Origin of the sequence: Nostoc sp., assembly GCF_036917275.1 — a bacterium.
GTDB lineage: Bacteria > Cyanobacteriota > Cyanobacteriia > Cyanobacteriales > Nostocaceae > Nostoc.
On record NZ_JBALDF010000006.1, the window covers coordinates 21,813 to 40,861 of the forward strand.

The 19,049-nt window shown below is 43.3% G+C and carries 17 protein-coding genes; 12 read left to right on the forward strand and 5 right to left on the reverse strand.

All coding sequences use genetic code 11. From position 1 onward, the window contains the following. Positions 1-122: 122 nt before the first annotated feature. From V7K35_RS01725 to V7K35_RS01735, 3 genes are all read right to left on the reverse strand, one after another. Complete coding sequence (locus V7K35_RS01725) at positions 123-1,529, reverse strand: NAD(P)(+) transhydrogenase (Re/Si-specific) subunit beta (protein WP_335075855.1); 1,407 nt, start codon at positions 1,527-1,529, stop codon at positions 123-125. Then, entirely contained in the window at positions 1,526-1,819 is a 294-nt protein-coding gene (locus tag V7K35_RS01730) for an NAD(P) transhydrogenase subunit alpha (protein ID WP_273766159.1), read from the reverse strand. The genes V7K35_RS01725 and V7K35_RS01730 overlap by 4 nt, the downstream gene beginning before the upstream one ends. Positions 1,820-1,964: 145 nt before the next feature. Next, entirely contained in the window at positions 1,965-3,137 is a 1,173-nt protein-coding gene (locus V7K35_RS01735; RefSeq protein WP_334797539.1) for a Re/Si-specific NAD(P)(+) transhydrogenase subunit alpha, read from the reverse strand. Positions 3,138-3,898: 761 nt separating this feature from the next. On the opposite strand from V7K35_RS01735, the gene V7K35_RS01740 reads away from it, so the two are divergent. From V7K35_RS01740 to V7K35_RS01780, 9 genes are all read left to right on the forward strand, one after another. Further along, positions 3,899-4,411 (forward strand): DUF2808 domain-containing protein, encoded by a 513-nt coding sequence (locus V7K35_RS01740; RefSeq protein ID WP_335075857.1) that lies wholly within the window; start codon positions 3,899-3,901, stop codon positions 4,409-4,411. 307 nt (positions 4,412-4,718) lie between these two features. Continuing rightward, positions 4,719-4,853 (forward strand): 50S ribosomal protein L34, encoded by a 135-nt coding sequence (rpmH, locus tag V7K35_RS01745; RefSeq protein ID WP_099102484.1) that lies wholly within the window; start codon positions 4,719-4,721, stop codon positions 4,851-4,853. 25 nt (positions 4,854-4,878) lie between these two features. Then, positions 4,879-5,301 (forward strand): ribonuclease P protein component, encoded by a 423-nt coding sequence (rnpA, locus tag V7K35_RS01750; RefSeq protein ID WP_335075860.1) that lies wholly within the window; start codon positions 4,879-4,881, stop codon positions 5,299-5,301. After that, a complete protein-coding gene (locus tag V7K35_RS01755; RefSeq protein WP_334797543.1) occupies positions 5,288-5,680 on the forward strand; it encodes a PH domain-containing protein in 393 nt (130 codons plus the stop codon). Before rnpA ends, V7K35_RS01755 begins: the two co-directional genes overlap by 14 nt. A 220-nt stretch (positions 5,681-5,900) precedes the next feature. Then, positions 5,901-7,052, forward strand: coding sequence for a membrane protein insertase YidC (gene yidC / locus V7K35_RS01760; protein WP_298909319.1), 1,152 nt, complete (start codon positions 5,901-5,903; stop codon positions 7,050-7,052). After that, positions 7,049-7,576 (forward strand): Jag family protein, encoded by a 528-nt coding sequence (locus V7K35_RS01765; protein ID WP_335075862.1) that lies wholly within the window; start codon positions 7,049-7,051, stop codon positions 7,574-7,576. Before yidC ends, V7K35_RS01765 begins: the two co-directional genes overlap by 4 nt. A 209-nt stretch (positions 7,577-7,785) precedes the next feature. Then, positions 7,786-8,301 carry a YceD family protein gene (locus V7K35_RS01770; RefSeq protein WP_335075863.1) on the forward strand — a complete coding sequence of 172 codons (516 nt, stop codon included), beginning with the start codon at positions 7,786-7,788 and terminating at the stop codon, positions 8,299-8,301. 543 nt (positions 8,302-8,844) lie between these two features. After that, complete coding sequence (locus V7K35_RS01775) at positions 8,845-10,356, forward strand: AAA family ATPase (protein ID WP_335075865.1); 1,512 nt, start codon at positions 8,845-8,847, stop codon at positions 10,354-10,356. Positions 10,357-10,613: 257 nt separating this feature from the next. Then, positions 10,614-11,117, forward strand: coding sequence for an SH3 domain-containing protein (locus tag V7K35_RS01780; RefSeq protein WP_335075867.1), 504 nt, complete (start codon positions 10,614-10,616; stop codon positions 11,115-11,117). A 76-nt stretch (positions 11,118-11,193) separates the two neighbouring features. Here the strand turns inward: V7K35_RS01780 and V7K35_RS01785 are convergent, their stop codons facing one another. Further along, positions 11,194-12,981, reverse strand: a complete 1,788-nt coding sequence (locus tag V7K35_RS01785; protein ID WP_335075869.1) for an MHYT domain-containing protein — start codon at positions 12,979-12,981, stop codon at positions 11,194-11,196. A 267-nt stretch (positions 12,982-13,248) separates the two neighbouring features. On the opposite strand from V7K35_RS01785, the gene V7K35_RS01790 reads away from it, so the two are divergent. Continuing rightward, positions 13,249-14,715 (forward strand): peptidoglycan-binding domain-containing protein, encoded by a 1,467-nt coding sequence (locus V7K35_RS01790; protein WP_335075871.1) that lies wholly within the window; start codon positions 13,249-13,251, stop codon positions 14,713-14,715. On the opposite strand, the gene V7K35_RS01795 is transcribed toward V7K35_RS01790, so the two are convergent. Further along, positions 14,712-17,738, reverse strand: coding sequence for an SMC family ATPase (locus V7K35_RS01795; RefSeq protein ID WP_335075873.1), 3,027 nt, complete (start codon positions 17,736-17,738; stop codon positions 14,712-14,714). The two genes, V7K35_RS01790 and V7K35_RS01795, sit on opposite strands and share 4 nt — an antisense overlap. Positions 17,739-17,863: 125 nt before the next feature. Between V7K35_RS01795 and V7K35_RS01800 the strand changes: the two genes are divergently transcribed. Continuing rightward, positions 17,864-18,256, forward strand: a complete 393-nt coding sequence (locus V7K35_RS01800; protein ID WP_335075876.1) for a hypothetical protein — start codon at positions 17,864-17,866, stop codon at positions 18,254-18,256. A gap of 158 nt (positions 18,257-18,414) precedes the next feature. Next, a complete protein-coding gene (locus V7K35_RS01805; RefSeq protein WP_335075878.1) occupies positions 18,415-18,822 on the forward strand; it encodes a hypothetical protein in 408 nt (135 codons plus the stop codon). Positions 18,823-19,049 lie beyond the last annotated feature (227 nt).

The following is a 19,049-nucleotide window of genomic DNA, read 5'->3' on the forward strand; positions in this document are numbered from 1 at the left end:
GGTTTCTTTGCGTTGGCTAATTCCCCAACAAAAAAACTTGCCTCAGAAGCATCACACCCCCAAGGCAAGCTAACTCTCTAAATTATTTCTTTACTTCACGCCCTTGGGGACTTGGCGGTTCGTTAAAGTTGCTTCACTTCAGAAACCAACTTCGCCACCATATCCTTAGCGCTACCAAAAAGCATCGTAGTTTTATCCTTGTAGAACAACTCATTATCTACACCGGCAAAACCTGTACTCATCCCGCGCTTAATCACAATCGTCTGCTTCGCCCGATCTACTTCCAAAATCGGCATACCATAAATCGGGCTATTTGTATCACTCCGCGCCGCCGGATTTACGACATCATTTGCCCCAATTACTAAAGCCACATCCGCTTGCTCAAACTGGGGATTAATATCTTCCATGTCGTACAACTGCGTATAAGGCACATTTGCCTCCGCCAGCAACACATTCATATGCCCCGGCATTCTCCCAGCAACGGGGTGAATAGCGTACTTGACATCAACGCCCATCCGTTCTAGCTGATCTGACAATTCCCGGACGCTATGTTGCGCTTGGGCAACTGCCATACCATAACCAGGCACAATTACTACAGAACGGGCATAACCCAACATCATCGCCCCTTCTTCGGGATCGATACTACGGACGGTTTGATCGATCGCATCACCACTAGCAGCACCACCACCAGAAGTAGATCCTGTACCAAAAGCGCTGAACAGCACACTAAATAAGGAGCGGTTCATCGCCTTACACATAATTTCGGTGAGGATTAAGCCAGATGCTCCCACCAAAGCCCCAGCGATGATTAACATATTGTTCATCACCACGAACCCCGCCGCCGCCGCCGCCACACCTGACAACGAGTTCAACAGCGAGATTACCACTGGCATATCGCCGCCACCAATGGGGATAACGAACATCACGCCCAACACCAATGAAACGCCAACCACTCCCAAGAATATAGGTAAGCTATCTGGTGTAATGATTAAATATACACTGCCCACTACATAAGCAGCCAGAAGCAAGAGATTAAATGGTTGCTGGAAAGGAAATGTAATCGGGGAACCGCTGATTAAACCTTGCAATTTGGCAAAGGCTAGAAAACTACCTGTGAAGGTAATACCACCGATTAACACGTCCAAAAGTATGGAAATGTTGACATCTAAGGGTATTGGCTGAGAACTATCTAACAACCGCCAAAATTCGGCAACAGCTACTAAAGCCGAAGCTGCACCGCCCAAGCCGTTGAGTAAACCCACCATTTGGGGCATTTCGGTCATTTGGACTTTGTAGGCTACGATCGCCCCAATTCCTGATCCAATCGCCAAGCCCAACAATATCATCTCGTAGTTCAACACATGCTGATCTAGCATTGTTGCTGCGATCGCCAGCAGCATCCCCACAGAGGCAACGAGATTACCGTTCCTCGCTGTAGCAGGTGATCCCAGCTTTTTCAAGCCGAGAATGAATAACGATGCAGCGACTAAATATGTCAGCTGAATGCCAGTTGGTAAAAAGTCGCTCACGCCTTAATCTCCTTCTTCTTGAACATTTGCAGCATTCTGTCTGTGACGAGAAAGCCACCTATAACGTTGACAGTTGCCAATACCACAGCAATCAAACCGAGAATCACTGAGACACTTGTTTCTCTAGCACCTGAAGCTACTATTGCCCCAAGTACCGAAATGCCAGAAATCGCGTTTGAGCCTGACATTAAGGGCGTGTGTAGAGTCGGTGGTATTTTGTTGATGACTTCAAAGCCGATAAAAGATGCCAAAACAAATACAAACAAAGCAGCAAGTAATGCCTCTGTCATGAAATCAAAACTCCTTTTAGGAATGGGGATTGGGTACTGGGGATTGGTTACTGGGGATTGGGTATTGGTGTATTGGGTACTGAGAAAGTATTGCTAAGTATCTATTTTCCCCAGTCACTAGTCCCTAGTCCCTAATCCCCAGTCCCTAATTAACCGCTGGTTGTTGAGTATTCGATGCTTGTAGTGCATCCCGCACGCGTTGATTGCGAATTTCACCAGCGTGGGTAACGCAAGCTGCATCAACGATGTCGTCACTAAAGTCAACCTGCAAAGCTTTGTCTTTAATTAGCAGTTGCATCAACGATGTTACGTTCTTGGCATACAATTGGCTGGCGTGAATTGGCATCGATGACGGGAGATTTATGGGGCCGATAATTGTCACGCCGTTCCACACAATATCTTTGCCGGGTTCGGTGCAGGCGCAGTTACCACCCTGATCAGCAGCCAAATCCACAATCACTGAACCTGGTTTCATTTGTGCCACCATTTCTTCTGTAACCAGCCGTGGTGCTTGTCTCCCAGGTACTTGGGCAGTGGTAATTACAACGTCAGAATTTTTAACGTGTTCGGCGACAACTTCTTGGGTACGTTGTTTACTAGCCTCAGAAATTTCCTTGGCGTAACCACCTGCGGCGACGGTTTCTTCATCTAATTTGACTTCAACGAATTTTGCCCCTAAGCTTTGCACTTCTTCTTTGACGGCGGGACGAATATCAAAGGCTTCTACCACTGCTCCTAAACGTCTAGCGGTGGCGATCGCTTGCAATCCGGCTACACCAGCGCCCATAATAAATACTTTCGCTGGAGCGATCGTACCTGCGGCTGTGGTTAACATCGGGAAATATTTCGGTAATGCAGCTGCGGCAATTAATACTGCCTTATAACCTGCTAATGAAGCTTGCGAGGACAAAGCATCCATACTTTGCGCCCTGGTAGTACGGGGAATCATTTCCATACTCAAGGCTGTGACTTTCCGATTTGCTAGTTGCTGTGCTACAACAGGATTTCCCAAAGGATTGAGGAAACTGACTAATACAGCCCCTTCTTTTAACAAGTCAATTTCTGAGCGTCCATCTTCTCGCTCTTGCGGTGGGCTGACTTTCAGCAGAATATCTGTTTCGCCCCATAATTTGGCAGTATCGCTGATTATTGTGGCTCCTGCTGCTTCATAGTCAGTATCGTTGAAAAAGGCTCGTTCTCCTGCACCCGCTTCTACCCACACTTCCAAACCTTGTTTTACCAATCGAGCAACGGTGTCAGGAATTAATGCCACACGACGTTCACAAACTTCAATTTCTTTAGCAACTGCTATTCTCATGAAATCTCCTGAAGATAAATACCTAATCTTTGCCAAGTAAACGATTGTCTAGATGAGGGATATCCCGCACTCTATGGTACTTAGGCAGGAACATCAGCTATGACTTTTACTTGTAGATTGAACCTTGAAACTTTCCTCTCCCGCTCTTAGCTGTCCAGGCAAAGCCTGACTTTGCCGCTCGCAGATGTCATATTTTCAGATAGTTGCAAACAGGGTTACGTATTGCACATCCTAGATTGATTCCCAAATTTTGCATCTTTATCTTCAGCTTATTTTCGGGATTGAGAAATTTTGGTATTCCTTTCTTATAGAGTAATATTGACCCAATTTTGAAAGCTTTATAATTTCCAAATCAAATTTTAATGATTACGACTTTGATTCCAACTTATTTTAATCAATTTAGCCCAAGTTAACTGGCGATCGCTGATGGCACGCCTCAATTTTTATCACAAAATTATCAAATTTAGATACACTTATACATATTTAGAAACACAATCCAATCCCAACTGTGTTTTTATCTAGTTCAAAATTTGACCAACCTAGTCATCAAATCAGCACTCTGTAAGGGTAATCAAGTAAATTAATTATATGTTGGTTTTTTAACTAAGTAGTTTCTCTGCCACCCAAACCTCAGGGAGGATGGCACTTTTTGTTGTTACTGAACGTCAATTGTGAGCAAGTGAGTAGTAAACTTTAGTAACGAATACTAACACACGGTTATTTAGATAACAGATTTATATTTTGGTAGAGGAAGCCTAATTATGCGACGTTTACTTTCCGCTTTAGCCGTGACTAGCTGTTTAGTGACTGGATTTCCAGCCCTGACTTGGGCGCAAAGTTTACCTGGATTTACGCTGTTTAGCGGCGTCAAAAGCGAAAATCAACTGCCCTTTCGGTTAGATTTTGGTGGACAAGCTAATGGTTGGGATCGTTACATATTGAGGATTCCAGCCAAAAGAATGAAATTGGCAGTTGGTCAATTTGCCATTACCTACCCTGATTATTACAAAGGAACTTTTGACCAGAAAGAAATTGAAGTCAGAGTCAAAGGCAAAGCAGTTCCCCTTTCTGAGGTGAAGTGGGACAAAGAAGGTAAGCTGATTAATATTTTTCCCCAAGACCCGGTGCCAGCAGGTAGCGCAGTTGAGGTAGTCTTATCTAACGTGAAAAACCCATCCTTCGGCGGAGTTTACTATTTTAACTGTCAAGTACTCTCTCCTGGCGATGTGCCACTACTACGTTACATGGGAACATGGATTTTGAGCATCAATTAAGTATGGGGACTGGCGAGTAAGAATTTTAGATTTTAGATTTTGGATTAAAGAATTGAAATTTAATCTAATCATCCGCTCAATAGCGTAGCGTAAAGCCTTCTCTTCTCCCTACAGCCAGGCATCCTACGGCAGGCGTTCGCGTCCCTTGGGCTTATCTGCAACACGCTGTCCGCGTTCGCCAACGGCATGGCTTTACGCTACGCTATCGTCAATTCAAAATTGAATTGCCTAATTCCCAATTTTCTAATAAAGTGGTATAATTATAGATTGTGAGTTTTTTATAAAAATCACCTAATAGGAGAACAGTATGAAAAGAACACTGGGCGGCACTAGCCGTAAGAGAAAAAGAACCTCTGGTTTTCGCGCCAGAATGCGGACACCAGACGGCAGAAACGTGATTAGCGCCAGAAGAAAAAAGGGACGTCACCGTCTGAGCGTTTAGAGTAGATCAATCTAAAAGAGCATCTGTGGCTTTGCCCAAAGCAAATCGGCTAAAATCCCGCAAGGATTTCCAGGCAGTTTTCCGGGAAGGGATTCGGCGTCATGGCTCTTATTTAACATTGAGAGCCTTAAAGCCGTTGTGTTTAACAAAACCTTCTTTGGACATTGCCACCCAGACTACACAAGCAACTGACTCAGCAGATCTTGCCAGCACGAGAATTGGCATTTCCATAAGCACAAAAGTCAGCAAAAGGGCGGTAGTTCGCAACCGAATCAAACGGCAAATTACTGCTGCTTTGCATAACTTGCTGCCCAAACTCTCACCAGGATGGCGGCTAGTGTTTATTGTGAAACCCACAGCAGCAGAATCTAAGTGCGTAAGCCCACAATTTCTGCAAGAATTAGAGCAGTTGTTGGCACAAGCGGAGGTGTTCGATGGGAATTCGTGAAGATATTTATTATGAAGGTGGACCCCATATTGGGGATTTGATTATCAACCTGCTGATTGGGCTAACTGTCGTTGGCATACCATTAACAGTTGGGGCAATTGTCAGGGCATTGTGGCTGCGTTTCCGCATCACCGATCGCCGAATTACCGTGACAGGAGGTTGGCAGGGGCGCGATCGCACTGACATAATTTACTCAGAAATTGTCAAAGTTGTCACAATCCCCCGTGGCATTGGCTTATGGGGAGATATGGTGCTAACCCTAAGAAATGGGAGTCGTCTCGAATTGCGTGCAATTCCGAAATTTCGGGAAGTCTATGACTATATCAATGAAAGAATAGCTGCGAAGAATCCTGAATATAGCAGCACTGCCAATAAGTGATGGGATTAGGGGAAGCAGGGGAGGCTGTGCGTTGCGCGGGTTCCCCGCGTTGTAGCAACTGCCGTGAGGCAGGAAAAAATAAAAGAGAAGAACCAATACACAATCCCCATGCCCCATTCAAATGTGCGGCTATCCGTAGTCAAGGATAGTCGCCGACAAATGATGATTTAGATAAATTAGATTCAGTCAGTTTACAGTACCTCAGGTTGAATTCAGAATAATGGATTTTGGTATCGGCTTTCTCTCGAACAACGTGATGCTGCCAATCATAGATTTTTTCTATGGTATTGTGCCTAGCTACGGATTAGCGATCGTTGCTTTGACATTGATAGTCCGCTTCGCGCTCTATCCCCTGAGTGCTGGCTCAATTCGCAACATGCGAAAGATGCGGATTGTACAACCTTTGATGCAGAAGCGGATGGCAGCAATCAAAGAGCGCTATAAGGATGAACCCCAAAAGCAGCAGGAGGAAATGGTCAATGTCCAAAAAGAATTTGGCAACCCCTTGGCAGGCTGTTTTCCATTACTAGTGCAAATGCCGGTCTTATTAGCGCTGTTTGCCACTTTACGGGGTTCGCCTTTTTCAAGTGCGAACTACAGCGTTAACTTGCAAATCTTTCCCGCAGAACAAATCGAACAAATTCAACCTCAAGCCTTTGCCACTGCTGCTCAAAATATTTACGTAGCAGATGGGGAACACGTTAAAGTAGCTGCAATCCTTCCCAGCGGTAACAAACTAACGGTGGGAGAACAAACTAAGATCCAATATCAGACTATTCAGGGCAAACCATTTCAGGTACTCTTAGCAGAACACCCAGAAAATAAGCTGATTCCTGATTGGAAAGTCACCAAAGGTGAAGATCGGATAAAAATTGATACACAAGGGAATGTAGAAGCCTTGCAGCCCGGAGAGGTCACCATTCAAGGAACAATTCCTGGACTAGCAGCAGAAAAAGGCTTTTTATTCATTGATGCTTTAGGCAGGGTTGGTGCAACTGATCCAGATGGCACAATCCACTGGGATATTGTTGGGATGATCGTCTTCTTTGGAATCAGCCTTTATGTTAGCCAAATGCTTTCTGGGCAAAATTCCAGCGGTGGCAATCCGCAGCAGGATACAGTTAACAAAATCACCCCGGTCATCTTTTCTGGGATGTTTTTGTTTTTTCCCCTACCAGCCGGGGTGCTGATGTATATGGTGATTGGTAATATTTTCCAAACCGCACAAACTTATCTTCTTTCCCGCGAACCTCTATCAGAAGAACTGCAAAAAATCGTAGAAACTCAGGAGAAGGAAGCAGCAGTCACCGAACAAAAGGCATTGCCATTTGAACCGAAAAGTTCTAAGAAAAAGGCGACAGGCGGATCATGAGCAACATTCCGATGCAGCGAGGTCAGCAGTGGTTAAAAACCCTGCTGGAACTCACTGGAGTACCTGCTGAAATTCAGGGTCATTTAGAAACTACCCAATCTCAAGAGGGTGATTCCCCAGAACTAGATAACTACTGGTTGACAATTGATCAAACTAATTTGACGACAGAACAAATCCAGGTATTAATTGGTGCCGATGGTTCTGTGTTAGATGCGATTCAGTATCTAGCAAATTCGGTTTTAAACCTGAGTCAACCCCCGGAAGACCAAGCCTCTTACACCATTGAGTTGAATGGCTACCGGGTGAAAAGAGAAGCCGAAATTCGCGCATTAGCAGAAGCAGCAGCCGATGAAGTGCGCTTTTCTGGTAGAGAAGTGGAAATTAAATCCCTTAGTTCTGCTGAAAGGCGTCAAATCCATACCTTCTTGAAGGAATTTGGAGATTTGGAAACCTTCAGTCGCGGTAAAGAGCCGCATCGTCATCTGGTTGTCCGTCCAGCTTCGTTGGAAGAAGTTAGGGGTTAGGAGTTGTTCAATTTTGGATTTTAGATTTTAGATTTTTCCTTCAATCCAAAATTCAAAATCTAAAATTGGCAGAGTTAGGAGTCAATTGAAAGCTCATAACTATATAATTTCAAAATTTCTCTTGTTCCTAAAAGCTAAAATAAAGATGTAGTATCAGTATAATTGCTGATAATGACCATTAATTTTCGTGAGGATATCTCACAAATCCTATGGACGCAATTTATATTCCGCAGCTAACTAGAGCATCGGAGCGGACAGAGGAAGTTCAGGTTCAGGAATTTCTGCCTGGTTTGGAAACGTTGACACCAGTTCGCGGTCATGTGCGCGTGCAGCATCATGGCAATTACCTGGAAGTATCCGGTCAGGCAGAAACAATTATTACTTGTACCTGCAATCGCTGTTTGCAGCAATACAATCGACGTTTAAGGCTTGATACGAAAGAAATTATCTGGTTGGACGAAACTGCAAATCAGCCAAATGACTTGCCCTTAGAGCGGGAAGTGGTTATGGAAGATTTGCTTGAAACTCTACCACCCGATGGTTATTTTTATCCCAACGAATGGCTGTATGAGCAGATGTGCTTGGCAATACCCCAGCGCCAGTTATGCGATCGCAATTGTCCAGGTATTCCTGCAATTACTGCTGATAGTTCTGATAGTCCTGAAACTCCAGTTGATCACCGTTGGGCTTCTTTAGAAGCTTTGAAAAAGCAACTTCCAGGATAGTAAGACGCGTTACGGCGCATCACTTGTTCACTTTAAGTTTTATAAATTATGTAATAGTTTACTAAGCTAATCTATGACATTTCCATAGAAACCCGGCTTCTCTAAGAGACCGGGTTTCTTCGGTTTTACTTGGTAAAATAAGTTAAATTGCTAATAATAGAATGTATAAAAAGAGAAGAAGTTTCAGATAATAATTTGTTATCTAAGATTTACGATGCAAATATACTTGAAAGGATGTTTCAAGAATTATATGACAATAAATTAAAATTTAGAAAAACTACACACTTTTATAAGATTACAAAATGGCTAGTTGAAAATAAACCTGATTTCTTGTCTGAACTGGCTGAAGAATTAGGAAATTCCTTAAATAAAAGTCAGTAGTTATTTTTATACTGATTATCTAATCATGCTCACCCTTGAAGAATATCTCACATAGAGCGATCGCACTAGCAACCGCCGTAAACTGGTAGATGTTGGTTTTTTAGTTGTTAGAGGTGATACAAACCTGAACAATGAGAGAAGAACTAATAACCACAGCTAGATATGAACTTCCGTGAAGAGTTTAAACTGCTGCTACGCGCCCGCTACCCTTTAATTTATATTCCCACCTATGAGGAAGAACGGGTAGAAGCAGCTATCCGAGAAGAAGCAACCAAACAGGGTAATCGCCCAGTGTATACTTGGGATTTTGTCGATGGCTACCAGGGAAACCCCAATGATGTTGGGTTTGGGCGACGTAACCCCCTGCAAGCTTTGGAATTTATCGAAAAATTACCAGCTTCCGCACCTGCGGTATTGATCCTACGAGACTATCATCGCTTTTTAGATGATGTAGCGATCGCCCGCAAACTCCGCAATCTGTCCAGACTCCTGAAGTCGCAACCAAAAAATATTGTCCTACTGTCGCCGCGCATCGCCATTCCTGACGATTTAACCGAAGTGCTGACAGTCATCGAGTTTCCCTTACCCGCCGCTCCAGAAATTAAAACTGAGGTGGAACGCTTACTACAAAGTACTAGGAACTCCCTTTCTGGCAAAGTTCTAGATGACTTGGTGCGCTCTTGTCAAGGACTTTCAATGGAACGGATTCGGCGGGTTTTGGCAAAAGCGATCGCTACCCACGGTGAATTGCAACCAGAAGACGTGGATCTCGTTTTGGAAGAAAAGCGCCAAACTATCCGCCAAACCCAAATCCTGGACTTCTACCCCGCCACTGAGCAAATTTCTGATATTGGCGGATTGGATAACTTAAAAGACTGGCTGATCCGCCGGGGAGGTTCATTTACTGATCGGGCGCGACAGTACGGATTACCGCACCCCCGTGGTTTAATGTTGGTAGGTATTCAGGGAACTGGTAAATCGTTAACGGCAAAAGCGATCGCTCATCACTGGCATTTACCCTTGCTACGTCTGGATGTGGGAAGGTTATTTGGTGGTTTGGTGGGTGAATCAGAATCTCGGACTCGGCAAATGATCCAAGTAGCTGAAGCCCTAGCTCCCTGTATTTTGTGGATTGATGAAATAGATAAAGCCTTTGCCGGACTTGGTAGCAAAGGTGATGCAGGAACAACCAGCCGTGTGTTTGGCACTTTTATTACCTGGCTAGCCGAAAAAACCTCACCCGTTTTTGTCGTCGCCACCGCCAACGACATCCAAGCCCTACCGCCGGAAATGCTCCGCAAAGGGCGATTTGATGAAATTTTCTTTGTGGGTTTGCCCACCCAAGAAGAGAGAAAAGCAATTTATGATGTTCATTTATCCCGATTGCGCCCCCATAACTTAAAAAGTTATGACATGGACAGGCTAGCATACGAAACGCCCGATTTTTCTGGGGCAGAGATTGAGCAAACTTTAATTGAAGCGATGCATATTGGATTTAGCCAAAATCGCGACTTTGCTACTGACGACATTTTAGAAGCAGCAAGTCAGATCATACCCTTGGCGCGAACTGCCGTAGAGCAAATTCAGCAACTCCAAGAATGGGCTGCTGCTGGGAGAGCGCGTTTAGCATCTAAACACAGTCCTTTGAGCGAACGCCTCCGGCGCACTACGTGAACGCATTCAGCAGTAGCTACAATAATGAGTTAGTCAAAAGATCATAGTCAATAGTTAATGATCAATTATTATGGACTATTGATTCTTGTATGGATAGGTTACATTACTTCTCTACTCGTAACCCTTGAGAGCCAGTTCAACGCCACTCCCCTCAATGGAGCAAACCTCCCCACAGGGGTGGCTCCTCAACGGGGAAATACACACATGGCTGGCTTCCCTTGAACGCCACTTGACTCTTAATAATCAGGGTTTTAACTATGTTGTCTAGCGTAACAAAATTTCTACTTGGGTTTTTCTTAGCGATCGCTGTGCTAGTAGGTGGCGGTGTTGCAATTGGATTATATTTCGTGAATCGCACCGGCATACCCCCTGCCAAACCCGTTTTTTCTAATGATAGTCCCTCGGTGAAAGCCCAAGCTCCAAAAGCAACTGAGCCTGGAGGAGGTAAACCCAGCCTTAAACCTGGAAATCAGGCTCAATCGTCTCCAACCTCCACTCCCACAGAATCACCAAAAGCTACCCCGTCACCAAAACCATTGCCATCGGGAGCTTACCGAGGGCGTGTTAATTGGGCTGAAGGCTTGAGTTTGCGATCGCAACCAAATCAAGAAGCTGAAAAGATTGGTGGGGTTGCTTTTAATCAAAAAATTATTATCTTGGAAGAAAACCAAGATAAATCTTGGCAAAAGATCCGTTTGGAAGGTAGCGAACAAGAAGGTTGGGTAAAAGCAGGTAATACTGAAAAAGTTAATGAACAATAGCTTAAAAAATCAGAGCCAATAGAATAACCACAACATTTATCACAAACAGGAAAACAAGACTAAAAATAAGATGCATCTACTCAATATCTTCATCTGGAATTAGTTGAGATTGCTTTCCCAAAAAACAGGAAGTATCTATCAATGTATCAATTGGAAGCTCAATTTGAAAAGTAGTTCCTTGCCCCTTGGCAGAAATACAATTGAGCCTACCACCATGTTTTTGAACGACAATCTGATAGCTAATTGATAATCCTAATCCAGTTCCTTGTCCAACTGGTTTAGTTGTGAAAAAGGGATCATAGATTTTATTTTGTACGTCTTCACTAATGCCAGATCCATTGTCGAAAATTTGAATGTTGACCCAACCGACTTGATTAACGGTTGTTTTAATCCGAATTAAAGGTGTAAAGCTAGACTTTGGTTTTAAGTTAATCAGCTTTTCTTCTAACACATCAATAGCATTTGCAAGGAGGTTGAAAAATACTTGGTTTAACTGTCCAGGATAGCAATTTACTAAGGGTAAATTACCATATTCTTTAATTACAATAATTTCTGGTCGATTGTTCGGCGCATAAATAATACGGTTCTGAAGAATGAGGAGTGTCGAATTAAGTCCTTCGTGGATGTCCACAGCTTTTAATTGTGCCTCGTCTAAACGAGAGAAGTTACGCAGTGATTCCACAATATGCTTAATACGTTCGGCTCCGGCTTGCATTGAGTTCAGTAGTTTAGGTAAATCTTCTAGCAAAAATGGTAAATCAATAGACTCTAATTTCGCTTGAACCGCAAGCTCTGGTTGCGGATAATGTTGCTGATAAGTGTTGATTAATTCTAAGAGTTCGCCCAGATAAATTTTCGTATGAAAAAGGTTTCCATAAATGAAGTTAGCAGGATTATTAATCTCATGAGCAACTCCTGCTACTATTTGTCCCAAAGATGACATTTTTTCTGCTTGAAGAAATTGCAATTGAGTTTTCTGAAGTGCCAACATAGCTGTCTCTAATTCTTCAGACCGAGACTCAGCTAGAGTAGCCAGCGCTTCTTGGTTTAGTAGGGCTTGTTTGAGACGTTCTTCGTTTTCTTTAAGATCAGCTGTTTTGACTAGTTGAACACTCAATTGTTCGTTAAAAAAAGATGTGATCAGTGTCCATCCTAGAAGGAGTAATGTGAATAAGCCAATAATCGCAGCCATCCAATAAGTTGCAGCGGTATCAACTGCTGAAAACTCGACCAATTCGACGACTGAAAAATGGGTAGCCATCATCCCTGTGTAGTGCATTGAGGGAATGGCAGCACCCATAATAATTGCACTGCAAATCCTCAAAATGTGTCCTGTTACTGTACTATTAGCTTTGAGGTTAAACCCCAGCCAGAGAGCAACCAGTGAGATGAGAATAGCGACCGCAATCGAGAGTGCAACCACATTCAAGTCATAAGACATTTTGACTGGTAAACGAATCGCAGCCATACCGATGTAGTGCATTGCACTAATCCCTGTGCCCATCAGGACGCTACCACTCAACAACCGCAAAACACCAAATTCTGGCTGGCTAACTAAATACAGGGCTAATCCAGAGGCGAAAATTGCAGGTAGCACCGAAATCAAAACTGTTAACCAGTCATAGTCAATCGGAATCGGCAGACTGAACGCCAGCATCGCAATAAAATGCATTGCCCAAATGCCGATTCCCATAGCGTAGGCGTAGCCCGTCGTAGACATCGCTCCCCCTAGCAGCCACAACCACTTTGACTGCGATTTAGCGTCTGTAACTCTTATAGCTAGATCGAGTGTGGTGTATGCCGTAAGTATGGCAATGGCAACGGAGAATAAAGTTAAACGAATATCGTAGATTCCGTAGAGCATTAGGTTGAATATTATCCGCAATTCAATGGAAGACTAGACCTACTACTTGTCTGCGTTGCTCATGCTCTAAACCAAAGTGGGTATAGCAAAGATTTTGTCAAGCAAATAGAAAACAAGCCTCCAAAGCTTTACATTGCTTATTATTCCCCCTACAGAAACTTGTGTATCAGATCAGCGTGGGGAATTCTTTGTAAAGAATCATACTAAAAAAAATATAATACAGATAAAGTGGTATAATCCCGTGTAGCCATAACTTGAAAAAAGCAAGTGAAAACAGGGGTAAATAGCTATTTAACCAAGCTTGCCTCAGTCTATGAGGCATCCGAAAGCATCAAGGTTGTTCCTACCGTAGCGAATTTCAAATTTTTGAATTGGAAAAATTTATCTAGCGGTGCGGTGATACGTGTTTTGTCTGTGGCACTGATTATGGGGCTTCCGAGTATAGCTGGGCAAGCTTTAGCACTTCAGAAAATAGGAAGTAATCGGCCTGAAGTTACCAATAGCCAGAGGTGTTTAAAAAAGTTAGGCTACTTTAACGGCCCGGTGACAGGTAAGTTTGCTGGCTTGACTCAGAATGCTGTGATCAAATTCCAGCGAGCCAATAGAATACCTGCTGATGGGGTTGTGGGTACTAATACTCAACGAGCCTTACAACGAGCATGTAAGATTTCTAGGAGGGATACCAGTGGCACATTGCGCTCGCCAAGTGGTCAATATCCTGTTCTCTCTCAAGGCAAAACTGGGGCAGCCGTGACAAGGTTGCAACAGCGTCTACGACAGTTAGGCTATTTGAATGCTAAGCCCAATGGGAATTTTGGCCCACGGACCAGAGATGCTGTAACTAGATTCCAGCGAAATTATCGCATAGCTGCTAACGGGATTGTAAATCGACAAACTTGGAACACACTACTGGGTTACTCTCCGACTCCAGCCAGATCAAGTCTCTCTACTCAACAAGTTAGAGAACTACAAGTGCGTTTGCAGCAGCTAGGTTATTTTAAGACTAATCCTACTGGGAATACTGGCCCAATTACTAGAAAAGCTGTCATTCAATACCAGCGAAATAATCGCCTACCTGTTAATGGTATTGTCAATGCCCAAGTCTTGGAGTCAGTGCGTAGAACCTCGACAGGTGGATATACTACTCAACAACCAGGTAGAAGTTATCTAACTGTAGGCGATCGCGGAGAGAATGTGAGATTAGTTCAAGAGCGTTTGGGGCAATTGGGCTTCTCTAATACCAATCCTGATGGCTTTTTCAACGATTACACCAGACAATCTGTGATTGCATTTCAGCAATCTTCTCGACTAAATTCTACTGGAAATGTAGATTGGCAAACTTGGCAAGCATTAGGGTTGAATAGCTCAACTGTGGGCAATGCTGAGAGTAATGGTTATGTATTAGCTGAGACTAATGGCTATGTATTACCTCCTACTAATGACTATTTAGTACCTCAGACTAATCCCTATGCATTACCTCCTACTAATGGCTATGTAGTACCTGGGACTAATGGCAACACATTAGTTGCTAATAATCCTTACAGAGTAATAGTGCCAATTTCCAATAATGATACTCTGAGTAAAGTGCAACAATATATACCCAGTGCTGTCGCTGAACAATCACATCTAGGGGATTATGTGAATGCTGGGGCATTTAGCGATCGCACCCAGGCAGAGACACTAACAAAAAAGCTTCGCTCATTAGGTCTTGATGCACGGGTAAAATACAATTAAATTGACAAACTCAACTGCGAACCTTCTTGAGTTTTATTCACTTCAATCCTGGCTTGGAAAGCTTCTTTGAGGTGGGGCATATGGGTAACAGTGAGGATGCAGGCGAAATCAGAGGCGATCGCATTAATCGCTGCAATCAAGCGATCGCATCCTTCGGCATCCTGTGTACCAAAACCTTCATCCACAATCAACAATTGCAACGCCGCCCCCGCCCGTTGCGCTAATAATTTCGCCAAAGCCAAACGGATGGCAAAGTTAATTCTAAAGGCTTCCCCACCAGAGTAAGTTTCATAAGCTCGCGTTCCTCTAGAATCAGCGATTAAAATATCCAAAGTATCTATCAGCTTGGCATTTTTCTTAGTTGATTTAGCACTGCGCCCAGCTTTTTGAGTAATAAATTGTACATGAAACTGATTACCACTCAGCCGCGAAAGTAGTTGATTTGTCTCAGCTTCAAGCTGCGGTAACACATTCTCAATCATCAGTGTTTGGATGCCATTTTTACCAAAAGCTTGCGCTAATTCCTGATAAACACGATATTCTTGCTTGCAAGCTTGTAGTTGCTGCTGCTGTTCTTCATACTGAATTTGCAACGTTTCTAATTGATGCGCCAGTTGTTCTAAACGCCCCAACTTGGCAATTTGCTCATCGAGTTGCCGTCTGCGGATTGCTAACTGCTGCTCTAAAGCTTGAATTTGGGCAGATGGGTTAGCTGTTGCTTGTAATTGCTGGATAATGCTTTCGATTTGCCCACCGAGTTTTTGCCGCTCCGTTACTCTGGCGCTTCTGGAGTCTTCTAACTCTTGCAATCTCGTCTGGAGTTGGGGATACTGCTGCTGGGCTGATAGCAGTTGTTGATACCGCAAATGCCAAGATTGAGCTTGGCGCACAGCTAGACGCAGATTGTTGTGCTGCTCGGAACTGTAGCCAATTTCGGTAATGTGACGCTCAAGAGCCGCGATTTGTTTAGCACATTCAGAATCAATCTGATCTTGCTGGATTCTGGCTTGTAATTGAGCAATTGTGGTTTGCAGTTCTGGTTTTCGGGCTAATAGTTGCGCTTGTCGCTTATTTGCATCTTTTATTTGCTGGAGTTTAATGTCTGCCCATCGCCACCGTTCAACTTCACTCCGGGCGAGGGCGTGGTCTTGTTCATTATAATTAACTTGTTGCAGATATTGGTCTATTTGCCGAAGTTCGGCTTGTTTATCAGGAGCGTAATCACCAGCTTGGAGCGATCGCTCTAAATGTTGTTTTTCAGCAGCAATTTGTTGTAACTGTTGTTGGACATCAGTTGTAGCTTCTAACTGTGCTGCCAACTGTCCCCGTTGTTCACGTAAACCATCGTAACTCGCCAATTGTTGAGAAATTTCTCGATATTCTTGCCTCAATACCTGAATTTCTCTATCAGACACAGCCATTTGTTCCCGAACTACCCAAAACTGCCCTTGAGTATCTTCTATCTCACTCTGGGTTTTTTCCACCACCCGACTCCAGTGATGTTCATTCAGGGGACGCTCACATAATGGACAAAGTGCTTCAGGATTTTGGAGCATTTGCAATTTTTGCTCTAATTCTCCCAGCAGTTTTTCATAATCCCGTTGGTGAGCTTGCAGACGTTCGATAAAGTGCCGCCTTTCTTGTCCTTTTTCTTGCACTCGTTGCAAATAAACCCGCTTTTTCTCCAGTTCCTCAATTTGGATTGCCACATCCATCACCGCTTGTTGCAGTTGCGGTTGGCGGCGGTGCTGGCGTTGCAATTGATTCTCAGTACTTTGCAGTTGTTCGAGTCGCGCTAATAAACCAGCATGAGTGCGATCGAGTTGACTTTGTAAAGTTGCTCGTTGTTGCAACAAGGGAGTAACTTGCATTTGCAGTTGATCTAAACGAGCAACATGGTGACGGGCTGCGGTTAGTTGTGACAAAGCAGCTTCTACTTCACCTGATTTAGTCAGAGTTTGCTGAATTTCTCGCTCTTGTTGCTGCAAAGCTTCGATTTGGGCTTGGGCTTGTTGCAGTTGCCGTTCGATTTCGTGAATTTGTTTGGTAAGCTGTTGTTGCTTTTGTTGGCGAGTCTGCCCAGCGCGGGTGTATTCTTCAAATTTGGCAGCAAAGGCTTCTTCTTGAGATTGGAAACTTTGATATTGAGCATATCCAGCTTTAATCTCAGCTTCTTGGTGTAATATTTTTTCTAAATCTGATAACTGAGAGCCAATAGCTGATTGTTCTTGTTGGAGGCGATCGCAATCTTGGGTAAGATTTTGGTATTGCTGCTTAATAAAATTGAGTTGTTGTTCCCAATTTTGGCGCTGGTGCTGGACAACTTGCAAACTTTGTAATTGAATATTATCAAAGGCTTGCACCTGTTGCAGTTGATTGAGTTCGGCTTCTAACTCCACTCTTTGCGCTTCGGTTGTCTGGCGTTGTTGCAGCTGAATTTTGATCGACTCCAAAGAACGCTCTAACTCTACTGCCTGTGCTTTGAACTGACGAGAAGATTCCTTTGCCCGTTCTTCCAAATCATCATACTGATTGAGTTTCAACAACTCCGCTAAAATTTCTTTGCGTTCCGTGGGGCGCTTGAGCATGAATTCATCGGCACGCCCTTGACGTAAGTATGCAGAATTAATAAATGTATCATAATCAAGCTTGATATGTTCTAAAATCAAATCTTGGGTTGCTCTTACACCTTTGCCAGTGAGTGAGCGAAACCCAGTTGGTATTTCAATTTGAAATTCCAGAACGCTAGTACCTCCCCGAATTCGGGTACGAATCACCCGATATTTTTGCTGGTTGCTTTGGAAAGTAAAATCAACTCGAACTTCCTTGGCGCCAGAATAGATGACATCATCTTCAACAGTGGCACGGCTTTCACCCCAAATTGCCCAAGTGATTGCTTCCAAAAGTGAAGATTTACCCGCACCATTGGAACCACAAATACAAGCCGTATGCAAACCGCCAAAATCTAAAGTTGCATCACGGTAACTAAGAAAGTTTTTGAGGATAAGTTGTACTGGGATCATTCACGCTATAGCGCCACATCTACTTTTAATAAATAACAGTACAGATGCACTGTTTGTTAGTTTAGCTATCTGGTTATCAGGTTTCTAGTCTTGAAGACATCAATTTTACAAAATTTAACAATAGGATGAGCAAATTTCTCTTGTTGCATAAAAAAGTTTTGCTGTCTTTGGAGAAAAATAAAACTTATGTAGAGGTTTCTTGTTATTTCTGCCTCTTATCTGAGAGAAAAACATTCATAGAAGAGTGGCAATACTTTGAAAATCGTTTTGAGGTACTTCAAAATCGTTTTGAGGTACTCCAAAGTCGTTTTGAGGTACTTCAAAGTCGTTTTGAGGTACTTCAAAGTCGTTTTGAGGTACTCCAAAGTCGTTTTGAGGTACTTCAAAGTCGTTTTGAGGTACTTCAAAGTCGTTTTGAGGTACTTCAAAGTCGTTTTGAGGTACTTCAAAGTCGTTTTGAGGTACTCCAAACTTTATCGCACCTCAAGTACACAGGTGCGGGCTATGCCTACGCTTGACTTTTAAAACAGTCGCTACAAATCTTCAAAACTTACGCAGTATTGAGATGATTGGGCTAAATTTCGCCTCAAGGTAAAAGAATCAAGGTGATACGGGAAAAGCGTTAATATACTTAGTAAAAATGTATGTATATTTCTCAGATAGATATTATAAACCAATGGATATAGCTCTACTCGTTAAATTTCTCGCTCCCTGTCTGCCATTTTTGTTAAATGTGGGTAATAAAGCTGTAGAAGAGGCATCTAAAAAAGTAGGTGAGGATGTTTGGAATAAAGCCAAAGCAATTTGGGCTAAGTTACATCCCAAGGTAGAGGCGAAGGAAGCAGCGAAAGAAGCAGCAACGGATGTGGCACAAAAGCCAGAGGATGAAGATTTACAAGCAAGTTTGCGGGTGCAACTCAAGAAGATTTTAGAAGCGGATACAGCACTTGCAGAGGAAATAGCTAAGATTTGGCAAACATCGACTGACAAACCCGGAGACAATATTCAGGTGAGTGCTAATGCTTATGACCAAAGTACGGTCAAGCAAGTTGGGAAGATTGACGCAAACCAAGTAAGTTTTTAATTAAATAGAGTGGGTAGAGTACCAATATGGTTTGGATAAGATCCCCTTGCTTGTGGCGACCCCCTTAAAAGCCTACCGTGTACACACAAGTTGAATTACCCCCCTTAATCCCCCCTTAGAAAGGGGGGAAAAAGAAAAATCTAGTTCCCTCCCCTTTATAAGGGGAGGGTTAGGGTGGGGTAATTCGAGGACTAGTAATGATGCCCACCCTAAAAATTTTGATGTTC